15 protein-coding genes are annotated in these 13,294 nt (G+C 56.7%); 6 read left to right on the forward strand and 9 right to left on the reverse strand.

Annotated elements, in window-relative coordinates:
* The first annotated feature begins 92 nt into the window (after positions 1-92).
* Positions 93-497: an 8-oxo-dGTP diphosphatase MutT gene (gene mutT, locus EBA31_RS02685; protein WP_020825218.1), complete on the forward strand. Its 405-nt coding sequence runs from the start codon at positions 93-95 to the stop codon at positions 495-497.
* A gap of 41 nt (positions 498-538) precedes the next feature.
* Here mutT and yacG read toward each other — a convergent pair whose 3' ends face one another.
* From yacG to coaE, 3 genes are read right to left on the reverse strand one after another with little or no spacing between them, the layout of a single operon-like run.
* Entirely contained in the window at positions 539-730 is a 192-nt protein-coding gene (gene yacG / locus EBA31_RS02690; protein ID WP_020825219.1) for a DNA gyrase inhibitor YacG, read from the reverse strand.
* Positions 731-780: 50 nt separating this feature from the next.
* Entirely contained in the window at positions 781-1,533 is a 753-nt protein-coding gene (gene zapD / locus EBA31_RS02695; RefSeq protein WP_122077190.1) for a cell division protein ZapD, read from the reverse strand.
* A 5-nt stretch (positions 1,534-1,538) separates the two neighbouring features.
* Positions 1,539-2,153, reverse strand: a complete 615-nt coding sequence (coaE, locus tag EBA31_RS02700; RefSeq protein WP_122077194.1) for a dephospho-CoA kinase — start codon at positions 2,151-2,153, stop codon at positions 1,539-1,541.
* A gap of 458 nt (positions 2,154-2,611) precedes the next feature.
* On the opposite strand from coaE, the gene EBA31_RS02705 reads away from it, so the two are divergent.
* A complete protein-coding gene (locus EBA31_RS02705; RefSeq protein WP_122077197.1) occupies positions 2,612-3,655 on the forward strand; it encodes a GMP reductase in 1,044 nt (347 codons plus the stop codon).
* Positions 3,656-3,720: 65 nt separating this feature from the next.
* On the opposite strand, the gene hofC is transcribed toward EBA31_RS02705, so the two are convergent.
* The 4 genes from hofC to nadC all read right to left on the reverse strand — a co-directional run bounded on the left by hofC (position 3,721) and on the right by nadC (position 7,901).
* On the reverse strand, positions 3,721-4,920 hold the full coding sequence (hofC, locus tag EBA31_RS02710; protein ID WP_122077201.1) for a protein transport protein HofC: 1,200 nt from the start codon (positions 4,918-4,920) through the stop codon (positions 3,721-3,723).
* On the reverse strand, positions 4,917-6,365 hold the full coding sequence (gspE, locus tag EBA31_RS02715; protein ID WP_122077204.1) for a type II secretion system protein GspE: 1,449 nt from the start codon (positions 6,363-6,365) through the stop codon (positions 4,917-4,919). The genes hofC and gspE overlap by 4 nt, the downstream gene beginning before the upstream one ends.
* Positions 6,362-6,811 (reverse strand): prepilin peptidase-dependent pilin, encoded by a 450-nt coding sequence (ppdD, locus tag EBA31_RS02720; protein WP_122077208.1) that lies wholly within the window; start codon positions 6,809-6,811, stop codon positions 6,362-6,364. Before ppdD ends, gspE begins: the two co-directional genes overlap by 4 nt.
* Before the next feature lie 199 nt (positions 6,812-7,010).
* A complete protein-coding gene (gene nadC, locus EBA31_RS02725) occupies positions 7,011-7,901 on the reverse strand; it encodes a carboxylating nicotinate-nucleotide diphosphorylase (RefSeq protein WP_020825226.1) in 891 nt (296 codons plus the stop codon).
* Between the two features lie 85 nt (positions 7,902-7,986).
* Between nadC and ampD the strand changes: the two genes are divergently transcribed.
* A complete protein-coding gene (ampD, locus tag EBA31_RS02730) occupies positions 7,987-8,583 on the forward strand; it encodes a 1,6-anhydro-N-acetylmuramyl-L-alanine amidase AmpD (protein WP_020825227.1) in 597 nt (198 codons plus the stop codon).
* Positions 8,583-9,437 (forward strand): beta-lactamase regulator AmpE, encoded by an 855-nt coding sequence (ampE, locus tag EBA31_RS02735; RefSeq protein WP_020825228.1) that lies wholly within the window; start codon positions 8,583-8,585, stop codon positions 9,435-9,437. Before ampD ends, ampE begins: the two co-directional genes overlap by 1 nt.
* A 70-nt stretch (positions 9,438-9,507) precedes the next feature.
* On the opposite strand, the gene hemL is transcribed toward ampE, so the two are convergent.
* The gene (hemL, locus tag EBA31_RS02740) at positions 9,508-10,797 is read right to left on the reverse strand and encodes a glutamate-1-semialdehyde 2,1-aminomutase (RefSeq protein WP_116691284.1); all 1,290 of its coding nucleotides are present in this window, start codon (positions 10,795-10,797) and stop codon (positions 9,508-9,510) included.
* A 179-nt stretch (positions 10,798-10,976) separates the two neighbouring features.
* Here hemL and clcA point away from each other — a divergent pair, with 179 nt between their 5' ends.
* A complete protein-coding gene (gene clcA, locus EBA31_RS02745; RefSeq protein ID WP_048762936.1) occupies positions 10,977-12,416 on the forward strand; it encodes a H(+)/Cl(-) exchange transporter ClcA in 1,440 nt (479 codons plus the stop codon).
* A gap of 89 nt (positions 12,417-12,505) precedes the next feature.
* A complete protein-coding gene (gene erpA, locus EBA31_RS02750) occupies positions 12,506-12,850 on the forward strand; it encodes an iron-sulfur cluster insertion protein ErpA (RefSeq protein WP_004950184.1) in 345 nt (114 codons plus the stop codon).
* A gap of 58 nt (positions 12,851-12,908) precedes the next feature.
* Here the strand turns inward: erpA and EBA31_RS02755 are convergent, their stop codons facing one another.
* Positions 12,909-13,157 carry a hypothetical protein gene (locus tag EBA31_RS02755; RefSeq protein ID WP_115060077.1) on the reverse strand — a complete coding sequence of 83 codons (249 nt, stop codon included), beginning with the start codon at positions 13,155-13,157 and terminating at the stop codon, positions 12,909-12,911.
* Positions 13,158-13,294: the final 137 nt, after the last annotated feature.

The following is a 13,294-nucleotide window of genomic DNA, read 5'->3' on the forward strand; positions in this document are numbered from 1 at the left end:
GTTTAACGAATAAAACCCAGGGGTTCAGCGTGCTGAGCCCCTGTTTTTTGGGGCTGCATTCCGCGTTTCAACGACTCAATCAGGAGGATGCGATGAAACATCTGAATATCGCCGTCGGCATCATTCGTAATGCCCAGCAGGAAATCTTCATTACCCGCCGCGCGGCCGATTCGCATATGGCCGGTTTCTGGGAGTTTCCCGGCGGCAAAATTGAACAGGGGGAGACGCCGGAACAGGCGCTTAGCCGTGAATTATTGGAAGAGACCGGCATTGAAGCCCAGCGTGCGGAGTTGTTGGACGTGCTTGAGCATCAGTTTAGCGATCGCATCGTCACGTTGAATTTCTATCTGGTGGAAGCCTGGGCCGGTGAACCCTTCGGTCGCGAAGGCCAGCCTATGCGCTGGGTAAAACAGGCTGACCTGCGGGAAGAAGAGTTCCCTCAGGCCAATATCAGCATTATCAAACTGCTGGTGGAGCAGGCTAACGCCGCGCAGTAATACAACCGGCCTGGCGGCTGCCGGGCCGATCAGAACGACGATCAGCGATCGTCTGCTTCACTCCACTCTTCGCTTTCGGAAAGATCGCTGTTGCTTGGAATGCGCTTCTCTTCATCGGCCCATTCGCCCAGATCAATCAGCTGACAGCGTTTGCTGCAAAACGGACGAAATGGGCTCACCTCTCCCCAAACCACACCTTTGCCACAGGTTGGGCATTTCACTACGGTAGTCATATCTATTCCTTACTCCCTTCCAACGCGTGAAAGGTCTTGATGTCATTGGATCAGCAACAGGCCAACTCAAAGGTTAGTCGTTCCGGTACCACGCCGAGCTCACTGTCCAGCGGCAGAAAGCGAATCGCATAGCGCGTCTTATGGCCGGATATTTGTGGGTAAAGCTGGTGCGCCAGATTGATGCGTAAGCGCAGCAGATCCGCCCCCTCGGCGTTATCCTGGAAAAAACCGTTCAGGCTGATCTGATTGCGAAATGGCCCGGCCTGACGGATCAGATCCAGCACCATAGTCAGTGCCTGGTTTAATGGTTCCAGCGTTTGCAACCATTCGGCTACGTCGTTATCTCGCTCTTGCTGTGGTGCATGCATCCACATGTGCAGCGTCGGCAAGTCAAAGCTGCAGCACCCACCGGGGATACTCAGACGTTGCCGCACCAGACTAATCAACCGGTCTTCGCGCAGCGCCTGACCCAGTCGCGGCGCAGAAATCAGTGCGGCACCACGTTGCTTCAACTGGTTGCGCAACTGATCCACCAGCGACATATCGACGCCCGGAACATCGGCCCACGCCAGCAATTTTTGCTGCTGACGCTCCAACTCTTTCAGTAACTCGGTACGTACTTCACCGCGCTCCAGCACGTCCAGCAGATCGGCGATGGTGCGGAAAAAGGTCAGGGCGATGGCCGTTTCGCTTAAGGCTCGCTGGCCATGCAGCTGTTGCAGCAAAAATTCCATGCGCAGCCAGGTGCGCATTTTTTCATTCAACGGATGTTCAAAAAGAACGCTTGGGGAAACATCACTCATTCAGTTTAATCCTGTCGGGTCGCTGATGCCGCCAGCTCAAGGTAACGGCAATGCAGTGCGGCAACCAATGGCTCTATCCCCTGAGCGGCGCCGCTATTATCAATGATGTCGTCTGCAGCGGCCAGGCGCTGCTCACGCGTGACCTGTGCGGACAGTATGTTCTGTGCCTGCTGACGGCTGATGCCGTCGCGGGCGATGGTTCTGGCCAACTGAGTCTCGCTGTCGACGTCAACCACCAGCACGCGATCGGCGCGCGCCTGCAGGTTGTTCTCGACCAGCAATGGCACCACCCAAAGAGCGTAGGGGCTGGTGACTTGCGCCAGTTGACGTTGAGTTTCCTGATGAATCAGCGGGTGCAGCAGTTGGTTTAGCCAACGCTTTTCATCAGGGTTACTGAAGATACACTGACGTAAGGCGGCACGGTTCAGTGAACCGTCCGGCTGCAACATTTCATTACCAAAACGTTCGGCGATGGCAACCAGTGCCGGGGTTCCTGGCTCGACAACCTGTCGGGCGATAACGTCAGCATCGACCACCGTCACGCCGTGGCGAGCGAAGGCGTCTGCCACGGTGGACTTACCGCTGCCGATACCCCCTGTCAACGCAACAATGTAGGCCATGGTAGGGAATGCACCTGAGGTTCATAAAAAAATAATAGACGAATCATAAAGCGATCGCACAGAAGTGCAAGTAAGCCGGCGGCGCTTGCCGTGCCGCTTAGGCTGTACGGTGATAAAAAGCGCAGCCGGAAAGGGAAAATGAGCGGGAGGTCACACTGCGGTGTCGCAGGTAAATTTGTCGGATTGTAGCGCAAAAAAAGGAGAATTCGCAGTCTTGTCCGGCGATTATTAGCGCGTATGATAGCGTCACTGGAACTGGCATTAATCTATACCCGTCATTCTTCAAGCTGCAGGTGTGTTGACTGCGAGCGTTCACCCGAATCACTTACATGAGTAAGCTCATCGGGACTCTCGCCCTTGTCGTTTTCCTGCAACTCGAATTATTTAGGGTATACCCCGTCGCTTTTCAAGCCATTGCGTTTTGCGATCCGTCGCCATAAACCAGGAAATCATAAGTCATGCGTATTGAAGAAGATTTGAAGTTAGGCTTTAAAGATGTGCTGATTCGCCCAAAGCGTTCCACGCTGAAAAGCCGCTCAGAAGTTGAACTGGAACGTCAGTTTACCTTCAAACATTCTGGCTGTAGCTGGTCTGGTGTGCCGATCATCGCCGCCAACATGGATTCAGTCGGTACCTTCAGCATGGCAGAGGCCCTGGCTTCCTTCGATGTTCTCACCGCCGTACACAAACACTACACCGTAGAGCAGTGGGCCGCTTTTGTGCAGCGCGTGCCGGCATCGGTGCTGTGCCACGTGATGGTTTCAACCGGCACGTCTGACGCTGACTTTGTGAAAATGAAGCAGATCCTGGCGCTGTCACCCGAGCTGAAATTTATCTGTATCGACGTAGCCAATGGCTATTCCGAGCATTTTGTCGCCTTTCTGCAGAAAGCGCGCGAAGCCTGCCCGAAGCATGTTATTTGCGCCGGTAACGTCGTCACCGGTGAAATGGTGGAAGAACTCATCCTGTCCGGCGCCGACATTGTTAAAGTCGGTATTGGTCCAGGCTCTGTCTGCACGACCCGCGTGAAAACAGGCGTCGGTTATCCACAGTTGTCTGCGGTGATAGAATGCGCCGATGCGGCACACGGCCTCGGTGGCCAAATCGTTAGCGATGGCGGTTGTTCGGTACCGGGCGACGTAGCGAAAGCCTTTGGCGGCGGTGCTGATTTTGTCATGCTGGGCGGCATGCTGGCCGGCCACGACGAATGTGAAGGCACCATTGTGGAAGAGAACGGTGAGAAATTTATGCTGTTCTACGGCATGAGCTCCGAGTCGGCGATGAAACGCCACGTCGGCGGCGTTGCCCAGTACCGTGCGGCCGAAGGGAAAACTGTCAAACTGCCGTTGCGCGGCGAAGTTGAGTTCACCGTCCGCGATATCCTCGGCGGTCTGCGTTCCGCTTGTACTTACGTCGGCGCGGAGCGTCTGAAAGAGCTGACCAAGCGCACTACCTTTATCCGCGTTGCAGAGCAGGAAAACCGCGTCTTCGGCAGCAAGTAAGCGGCGCCTTTCGGCACCAGCAACTGGTGGGCGCAGTTCAATGCTGCGCCCAATCACTGACGGACTTACCCCAAAACATTCCCCAACTGAAATATCGGCAGATACATGGCGATCACCAATGTGCCGACGATCCCTCCCACGACCAGCATCAATAGGGGCTCCAGCGTTTGCGCCAGGGTATCGGCCAGCTCAAAGGTTTGCTGTTCATGCCACGCGGCCAGTTTGCCCAAGAGAGTATCTAACGAACCGGATTCTTCGCCCACCCGCACCAATTGCTGGCATAACGAAGGGAAAAGCGCCTGCTGTTCCAGAGCGCGATGAAAAGTCTGCCCTTGCGCAATCTGTTGTCTGATGGTGTCAATCGCCTGGCGATAAAACAGGTTATCCACCGACAGCGCCGCCGCAGCCAACCCGTCAACCAGGCTGAGCCCAGCCTGCTGGGTCATGGCCAGAATACGGAATATTTGGCTCAGGCAGCCGCCTTTAATCAAGTGCGCAATCAGTGGCAGACGCAACAGCGCCGCCTGTTCGCGCCTGCGCCATTGAGGCTGCGGATGCAGACGACGAAGATAGGTGTATGCCATACAGACCAGAATAGCCGTTAGCCAGGGACCGCTGTCGATCAGCAGGGTGGAAAGGTTCAGCAATCCTTGGGTAAACCACGGCAGCGGCGCATTGAATGACTGATAGACGCCGGCAAATTCCGGCAACACCATCACCAGCATCAAAATGCTTACCAACAGCGCCACCGCGCAGATAAACAAAGGGTAACGCAGTGCCTTGATGACTTTCTTTTGCAGTTTTTGCTGTGCTTCCTGTTGTTGGGCCAGTTGCAGGCAGCATTCGTCCAGGTGACCGGTCAGCTCGCCAATGGCGATTAGCTGGCGGTAGATCAGAGGAAACACGGCATGTTGCTCAGCGATAACTTCAGAAAATGGCTGGCCCTGGCGTACCTGTTCACTCACTTCCCGCAGCAGGCAGCGCCAGGCTGCGGACGGATGCTCCGCAGCTAATAACTGTAAACCGCTGACCAGCGGCAATCCGGCCTGCAGCAGGGTGGCTAACTGACGGGTGAACTGGATCAGGGGTTCACCGCGCCATTGACCCGGTGAAATACGTTTTCCGCTGTTGATCTGGCAGGGCTGTAGCCCTTGTTCGATCAACCACTGGCTGACCTCATTCTTCTTACCGCTCATCAGCTCACCCTCACGCAACTGTCCGTGTGGGTCAATTGCCTGCCAGAGGAAAAGGCGGAGTGTTTTCACTGAGCGCCTCCGCCGTCGGCAATCACACCGACAATGCGGTATACCTCCTCCAGCGAGGTGACGCCCTGGGCGACCAGCGTTAGTCCTGCTTGCAGCAGCGTGGTCTGCCCCTGCTGCCGGGCGATTTCAGCCAACATGCTGGGGGCGGCCCCCTCCAGCAGGCCGGCTTGCACCTCTGGGGTAATGGTCAACAGTTCATATACCCCGGTGCGGCCATAGTAGCCGCTGAAGCAGTGCTCGCAGCCATCGGCCTTCCAGGGCAGCAGAGGTGTTGCCCAAATGGCTGCGGGAAAACGTACGGGCTGGCTTTGTTGATAGCGGCAGTGGCTGCATAACTTGCGCACCAGCCGTTGTGCGATCACCAGCTTCAGACAGGCGGCAATCAGGTAGCCCGGGATACCCATATGGGTCAGGCGCGTCAGCGTTTCGCTGGTGGAATTGGTGTGCAAGGTGGAAAGCACCAGGTGGCCGGTTTGAGCGGCTTTTACTGCGATCTCAGCCGTTTCCCGATCGCGGATCTCACCGATCATGATGACGTCCGGATCCTGTCGCAGCAAGGCGCGTAATACGCGGGAGAAATCCAGTTCCGTTTTGGCGTTGGTCTGCGTCTGATTGATACCGAACAGGGGAATTTCAATCGGATCCTCGACGCTGCATAAATTACTCTGCGCGTCATTCAACTGACGCAGACCGCTGTACAGCGTGACGGTTTTGCCGCTGCCGGTGGGGCCGGTGACCAGGATCATGCCTTGCGGGCAGGATAAGGCAGAGGAAAACTGCACCAGTGCTGTCGGATCCATACCCAACCGATCCAACGGCAGCTCCTGGCGTTCAGTTTGCAAAATTCGCAGCACCACTTTTTCGCCGTGCAGGGTGGGCAGGGTGGCGATACGCATGGAGTAGCTAGCGTTATCCAACCGCACGCTGAGCTGACCATCCTGCGGCAGGCGGCGCTCGGCGATGTCCAACTGCCCCATGATTTTCAGTCGGGCCGTGATGCGAGCCGCGAGCGTGAATGGCGGTGAGGTTATCACCTGCAACACGCCGTCAATGCGTAGCCGGATACGGAGAGTCTGTTGGTAAGGTTCGAAATGAATGTCCGAGGCTCGTCGCTGAATGGCGATGCGGAGCGTCTGATTGATAAATCGCACCACGGGTGCGTCACTGTCGTCGTTTAATGATGCCGCGTCGAATTGCTCCTCCGAAGTGGGCTGCTCGCGCCTATCGCCCTGCATTTGCCGCCTGTTCAGTTCCAATTCCAGCCTGGCTGCCGGCCACTGTTCCAGATGAATGCGTTTGCCGGTGGCAAAACGCAGGGCTGATAATAGCGCTTGTGGTGCCTCCGTCCTCAGGGCCACGTTCAGGCACTGGTCATCTTCACTGAGAGCCAGTGCCTGATAGCGTTGGCACAGGGTATGGATTTCTTCGCTGATTGCCGTACTCATGATGTCGGCGCCGCGGCGGTAGTGTCAAAACGGAAAACTTCCTGACAGGTTTCCTGCAGATTGCTGTTTTCGCTGGTGCACAGGCGTGTCCAGCGCGTCAGGCCGCTGGCATTTTGGGTTGGCGTCAGTGCGACCGTCAATCCCTGCAGCGTTTGCGAGCCGGTCAGCGAGATCACGCCCTGGCTGACCTGAACCGCGCTGACGTAACGTGTGGCGTCGCCGGTAGGGATGCCTTTGCTGCCGGCGTTACAGCCGGTCGGCGTGCCGCTGTCGAGCACGCACAGTTCAACGGCCAGCTTATACGGCGTCATGGCTTGCAGCATGTCGGTCATCGCTGCCTTTTGGATATAGCGCTGATAGGCAGGAATACCTATGGCGCTCAGTATGGCGATAATGGCGATCACCACCATCAGTTCTATCAGGGTAAAACCGCGCTGTGTTTCCATCCGTTGCTTCCTCCATGTCAATGTGGAGGCCAGAGTAATCAGGCCAGCGGGACGCTTCGAGCGGGTGATGGCTGTTTTTAGGCGCAGTTCCACAGCATTCGATCGAGGTTGCAGCAGAGGGGGAAAGAGATGGGGCGAGCTTCGCAGTTTTGGTGAAAAAACACCTCCCCGGTAGTTCAGGGAGGTGCGGAGAGGGGGGTTATTTGAAGCGCATGGACAGATCGAGGGCGGTCACATGTTTGGTCAGCGCGCCTACAGAAATATAGTCCACGCCGGTTTCGGCGAAGGTACGCAGGGTTTCGCTGGTCACGTTGCCGGACACTTCCAGCTGTGCACGGCCCTGAGTTTGCGTCACGGCGGCGCGCATCATGTCGACGCTGAAATTGTCCAGCATGATAATGTCTGCACCGGCGTCCAGCGCCTGCTGCAGTTCATCCAGCGATTCGACTTCCACTTCGACCGGCACCTCGGCATGCAGCCAGAATGCTTTTTCGACCGCTTTTTTAATCGAGCCGGAGGCAATGATGTGGTTTTCCTTGATCAGGAAGGCGTCGGACAGCCCGAGGCGGTGGTTGCTGCCGCCGCCGCACAATACGGCATATTTCAGCGCGGTGCGCAGCCCTGGCAGGGTCTTGCGGGTGTCGAGCAGGCGGGTTTTCGTCCCCTGCAACAGTGCCACATAGCGGCTGACTTCGGTTGCTACGCCGGAAAGCGTCTGCACAAAGTTCAGCGCAGTGCGCTCACCGGTAAGCAGCACCCGTGCCGGGCCGGTCAGTTTGCAAAGCGCTTGGTCTGGCACCAGGCTATCACCGTCCGCCACCAGCCAATCCACTTTCACCTGGTTGCCCAACTGGATAAAGACTTCATTCAGCCAGCGTTTTCCGCAAAAAATACCGGGTTCGCGGGTGATGATCGTGGCTTCGGCCTGGGTATCGGCCGGCAACAATTGCGCGGTAATATCGCGTTCGGCATCGACTTCGCCTCCCAGGTCTTCACGCAGCGCCTGGGCAACGGCATAGGGGATATCGCTTTCAATTCGTTCAAGAAGCTCGGTGCGGCGAGTGTCGGCACTGTAGCGGCGTGTCGGCATAGAAAACTCCGAAATGGACGGTAAGATCGTAGGGGGAACATGCTACTCTGTTGCCGTGACAAGTACCACCGCCCAGAGGTGTCTGATGCAGTTAGAACAAGGCTGGATTGTCGGGGTAACCCGGGTTGTCTCGCCGCATTGCGATCTTCGCCCGAATGAGGAGGCGCCTTCGCTGCTGGTGATCCACAATATCAGCCTGCCACCCGGCGAGTTCGGCGGCCCCTATATCGATCGGCTGTTTACCGGTACTCTTGATCCTGCGGATCACCCCTATTTTTCTGATATTCATCAACTACGCGTTTCGGCGCACTGCCTGATCCGTCGCGACGGTGAAATCATTCAGTATGTGCCCTTTGACCGACGAGCCTGGCACGCGGGCGTATCGTCGTATCAGGGACGAGAGCGCTGTAACGATTTTTCGATCGGCATTGAACTGGAAGGTACCGATCATGTGGCGTTCACGCCGCAGCAATACCAAAGTCTGAACGCGGTGACCGCGCTGCTGATCCGGCATTATCCGACGTTGGCGGCGCATATCACCGGGCACAGTGACATTGCCCCAGGCCGTAAAACCGATCCCGGCCCGGCGTTTGATTGGGATTTATATCTGGCATCTCTGGAACAACCTGGCGGGCCAGATGACGCTATGCTTGGAACAATGGAAAGGGAGAGGAGTCGCTAATGACGCTGTTTACGCTGTTACTGGTTCTGGCGTGGGAACGTTTATTCAAGCTGGGCGAGCATTGGCAGTTGGATCATCGCCTTGAGGTGGTATTTCAACGGCTGCATCGGTTTTCACTGGCGCAAACGCTGCTGATGACGCTGGCCTGGATGGTGGTGGTGGCAGGGATTTTGTGGCTGTCCCAGGGACTGTTTTTCGGCGTAGTGACGCTGTTGCTGTGGATCGTCATTGATTTGCTGTGTGTCGGCGCAGGGATCAAGCGTAAACACTATCGGGCCTATCTGAAGGCCGCTCGGCAGGGGGATGCCCATGCCAGCGATCAAATGGCGGAAGAACTGGCGTTGATCCACGGTTTGCCGGTGGATTGCAGCGAAGAGTTGCGCTTGCGTGAACTGCAAAATGCGCTGCTGTGGATTAACTTCCGTTATTATCTGGCGCCGCTGTTTTGGTTTGTGGTCTGCGGGCCTTACGGGCCGATTGCGCTGGCAGGCTACTCTTTCCTGCGCGCTTACCAGACCTGGTTGGCACGCCATAACACGCCGCTGGAGCGTTCGCAGTCAGGCATCGATCATCTGCTGAACTGGCTGGACTGGATCCCGGTGCGTCTGGCCGGCGTGGCTTACGCGTTGTTTGGTCACGGTGAAAGAGCGTTACCGGCGTGGTTTGCGTCTCTGGGCGATCGTCACTCTTCGTCGTATCAGGTGCTGACGCGGTTGGCGCAGTTTTCACTGGCGCGCGATCCCCATATGGATCCGGTGCAGACGCCAAGGGCAGCGGTCAGCCTGGCGCGTAAGGTGACGATGATTATCGTGGTGGTGGTGGCGCTACTGACCATTTACGGAGCCTTGCTCTAAAGCCAGAGCGGGGGGCACGATGGAAATAAAAACGGGCGCCTGGTGCCCGTTTTTATTGGCTTGATGCGTCTTACAGTTTGGCGAAGCAGCGACGTGCGGCATCGATGGTGCGCTGAATGTCTTCCTTGCTGTGCGCAACGGACATAAAGCCGGCCTCAAAGGCAGAAGGCGCCAGATACACCCCTTCCTCCAGCATCAGGTGGAAGAAGCGCTTAAAGCGTTCTACGTCGCACTGCATCACGTCCTGGTAGCAGGTCACTGCCGGTGCATCGGTAAAGAACAGGCCAAACATCCCGCCAACGTGGTTAACCACCAGCGCGATGTTTTCTTCTTCAGCGGCGTGCAGTAGGCCAGCCGCCAGCATATCGGTCAGCTCGGTCAGGGTCTGGTGGATACCGACCTGAGAGACTTCGGTCAGACAGGCATAGCCGGCCGCCATCGCAATCGGGTTGCCGGACAGGGTGCCCGCCTGATAGACCGGCCCGGTTGGTGCCAGCGCATCCATCACTTCACGGCGGCCCCCAAAGGCACCGACAGGCATGCCGCCGCCGATGATTTTACCCAAACAGGTCAGGTCCGGCACCACGCCATAATGAGCCTGAGCCCCGGCCAGCGCCACGCGGAAGCCGGTCATGACTTCGTCGATAATCAGCAATGCACCGTACTTGTCGCACAGTGCACGCAGGCCCGGCAGGAACTCCGGCAGTGGCGGCACGCAGTTCATGTTGCCGGCGACCGGCTCGACGATGATGCAGGCGATCTCGGAAGGATATTGTTCAAATGCGGCCTGCACCGAATCCAGATCGTTAAAGGTACAGGTCAGGGTATGCTTGGCGAAATCGGCCGGTACGCCCGGGGAGTTAGGCTGGCCCAGGGTCAGCGCGCCGGAGCCGGCTTTGACCAGCAGGCAGTCGGCGTGGCCGTGGTAGCAGCCTTCAAATTTGATGATTTTGTCGCGGTTGGTGTAACCGCGTGCCAGACGGATGGCGCTCATGGTGGCTTCGGTTCCCGAGTTCACCATCCGCACCATGTCCATGGTCGGCACCAGTTCGGTAACCAGCTCCGCCATTTTAACTTCCATCTCGGTTGGCGCGCCAAAGCTCAGGCCGCGCTGCGCCGCTTCAATGACCGCATTGCGGATCGCCGGGTGGTTGTGTCCCAGCACCATCGGGCCCCAGGAACCGACGTAGTCGATATAACCTTTGCCGTCGACGTCGAACAGGTAAGCCCCGTCCGCCCGTTCGATAAACAGCGGCACACCGCCAACGCCGTTGAATGCACGCACCGGAGAGTTAACCCCGCCTGGGATTACCTGTTTTGCCTCGGCATACAGACTTTCGGACTTGCTGTTTAAGCTCATAGAACGGCTCCTGGATTCTCTTTTGAATGATTTGACCGCGCTATTCTAGTGAAGTGTTCGTCGATATGAAACGATCACAGTCAGATACCTATTTAGAGGGGCGATCGATTAGCGGGTGGGTTAGAATAATCAACTAGCCTATTTGTATTACATTTAATTCCATTAATGAATAACCCATTATGACTGAATTACAGCAACAGCCGCGGGTGGCGCAGGCCCCACGTCTAAAACGCAGTGACGCAGTGCGCCAGCTTTTACGTCGGGATAAAACGCCGGTGGCGATCCTGTTTATGGCGGCGCTGGTGGGCACCCTGGCGGGGCTGCTCGGGGTGGCCTTTGATAAGGCGGTAGATTGGGTGCAGCAGCAGCGCTTTTCCGCGCTGGCGCAGGTCGCCGATTATTGGATCCTGGTTTGGCCGCTGGCCTTTATTCTTTCCGCCGCGCTGGCGATGTTGGGATATTACCTGGTACGTCGCTTTGCTCCTGAGGCTGGGGGATCGGGCATACCGGAGATCGAAGGGGCATTGGAAGAGCTGCGTCCGGTGCGCTGGTGGCGGGTGATCCCGGTAAAATTTATCGGCGGTATGGGCACCTTGGGCGCGGGTATGGTGCTGGGCCGCGAAGGGCCTACGGTGCAGATGGGCGGCAACGTCGGGCGCATGGTGCTGGATATCTTCCGCATGCGCGGTGCCGAAGCGCGCCATTCTTTGTTGGCAACCGGTGCAGCCGCCGGCCTGTCTGCGGCCTTTAACGCCCCGCTGGCGGGCATTTTGTTTATCATTGAAGAGATGCGGCCGCAGTTCCGCTACAACCTGATTTCGATTAAAGCGGTGTTTATCGGCGTCATCATGTCGAGCGTGGTGTTCCAGCTGTTCAACGGGGAAGGTTCGGTGATTGCGGTGGGCAAGCTTTCCTCGGCGCCGATCAATACCCTTTGGCTGTATTTGGTGCTGGGGGCGATATTTGGTGCGGTGGGGGTGATGTTCAACGCGTTGGTCTTCCGCACGCAAGATATGTTCGCTCGCCTGCACGGCGGAAAAATGCGCAAAATTTTGTTGATGGGCGGTTTGCTCGGGGGTATTTGCGGCATTCTGGGGCTGATCCAGCCCGAAGCCGCTGGCGGCGGTTTTGGCCTGATCCCGATCGCCGCAGCGGGCAACTATAGCGTCGGCATGCTGATGTTTATTTTTATCACCCGAGTGATCACCACACTGTTGTGTTTCGGTTCCGGCGCACCGGGCGGCATTTTTGCGCCAATGCTGGCGTTGGGCACGCTGTTTGGCACCGCCTTTGGCCTGGCTGGCGGGCATTTGTTCCCCGAGTACGGCATCGAAGCCGGCACCTTCGCTATTGCCGGCATGGGCGCCCTGTTTGCTGCCACGGTGCGTGCGCCGTTGACCGGGATCGTGCTGGTGCTGGAGATGACCGACAATTACCAGCTCATCCTGCCAATGATAATTACCTGTCTGGGTGCTACGCTGGTGGCGCAGTTCCTCGGGGGCAAGCCGTTGTATTCCTCCATATTAGCCCGCACCTTACAACGGCAGGAAGCGTCGCAGGCCAGCGAGGCGGCCGATAAAACAGGTAAAGAAAATACAACAAATGCGGTGAATACTTGAACGCAACACTCAGGTATTGGATAATCATTAACATTAATCCGGCCGCCATTGTAGCGACCTGATGCAGAACAATGTTGGGAGTAAAGAGTATGAGTGATGAAACAGCACTGCCCCTGCAATTTACCGAGGCAGCAGCAAGCAAGGTTAAAGTCCTGATTGCTGATGAAGAAAATCCGAATCTGAAGTTGCGGGTTTACATTACCGGTGGCGGTTGCAGCGGATTCCAATACGGCTTCACTTTTGACGACAAGGTCAACGATGGTGATATGACTATCGAGAAGCAGGGCGTCGCGCTGGTGGTTGACCCGATGAGCCTGCAGTATCTGGTGGGCGGCTCGGTCGACTATACCGAAGGCCTGGAAGGCTCGCGCTTCGTGGTGACTAACCCGAACGCCAAAACCACCTGCGGCTGTGGATCTTCCTTCAGCGTCTGATCCTGCGTGCTGCAGTACTAAACCCGCCAATCTCACCGGTTTGCGGGTTTTTTTATGGCTACCATTCTACGGTGACCAATTCTCGGTAGGTTTCACTGCCGCTTTCGTTTTGTAACCTGCTACGGGTTACCTTAGGTTGGGCGTCGGTCGCATTGCCGCATTTCACCTGAGGGACGGTGTCGCTGACATCTACGCTGCACATAGGCATTAAGGTCAGGCTGACGCCGATTTTGCCGCTGGTGGTACCGGCGTAAGCGAGAGAGCTGCACAGCAGTACGCTGAACAATAAGATAATATTTTTCATCATTAGGACAAAGCCATCCGTAAGCAATCACATAATGGCTTATCGGCAAAAAGTTAATAAAATTTAACAGGGCGGGAGAATGGTTAACTTGAACTTAAAAAGTTCATTACATTGTTTTCCCTGATTTTTTCAGGCGCAGA

It is taken from the genome of Serratia sp. P2ACOL2 (assembly GCF_003691565.1).
Lineage (GTDB): Bacteria > Pseudomonadota > Gammaproteobacteria > Enterobacterales > Enterobacteriaceae > Serratia > Serratia liquefaciens.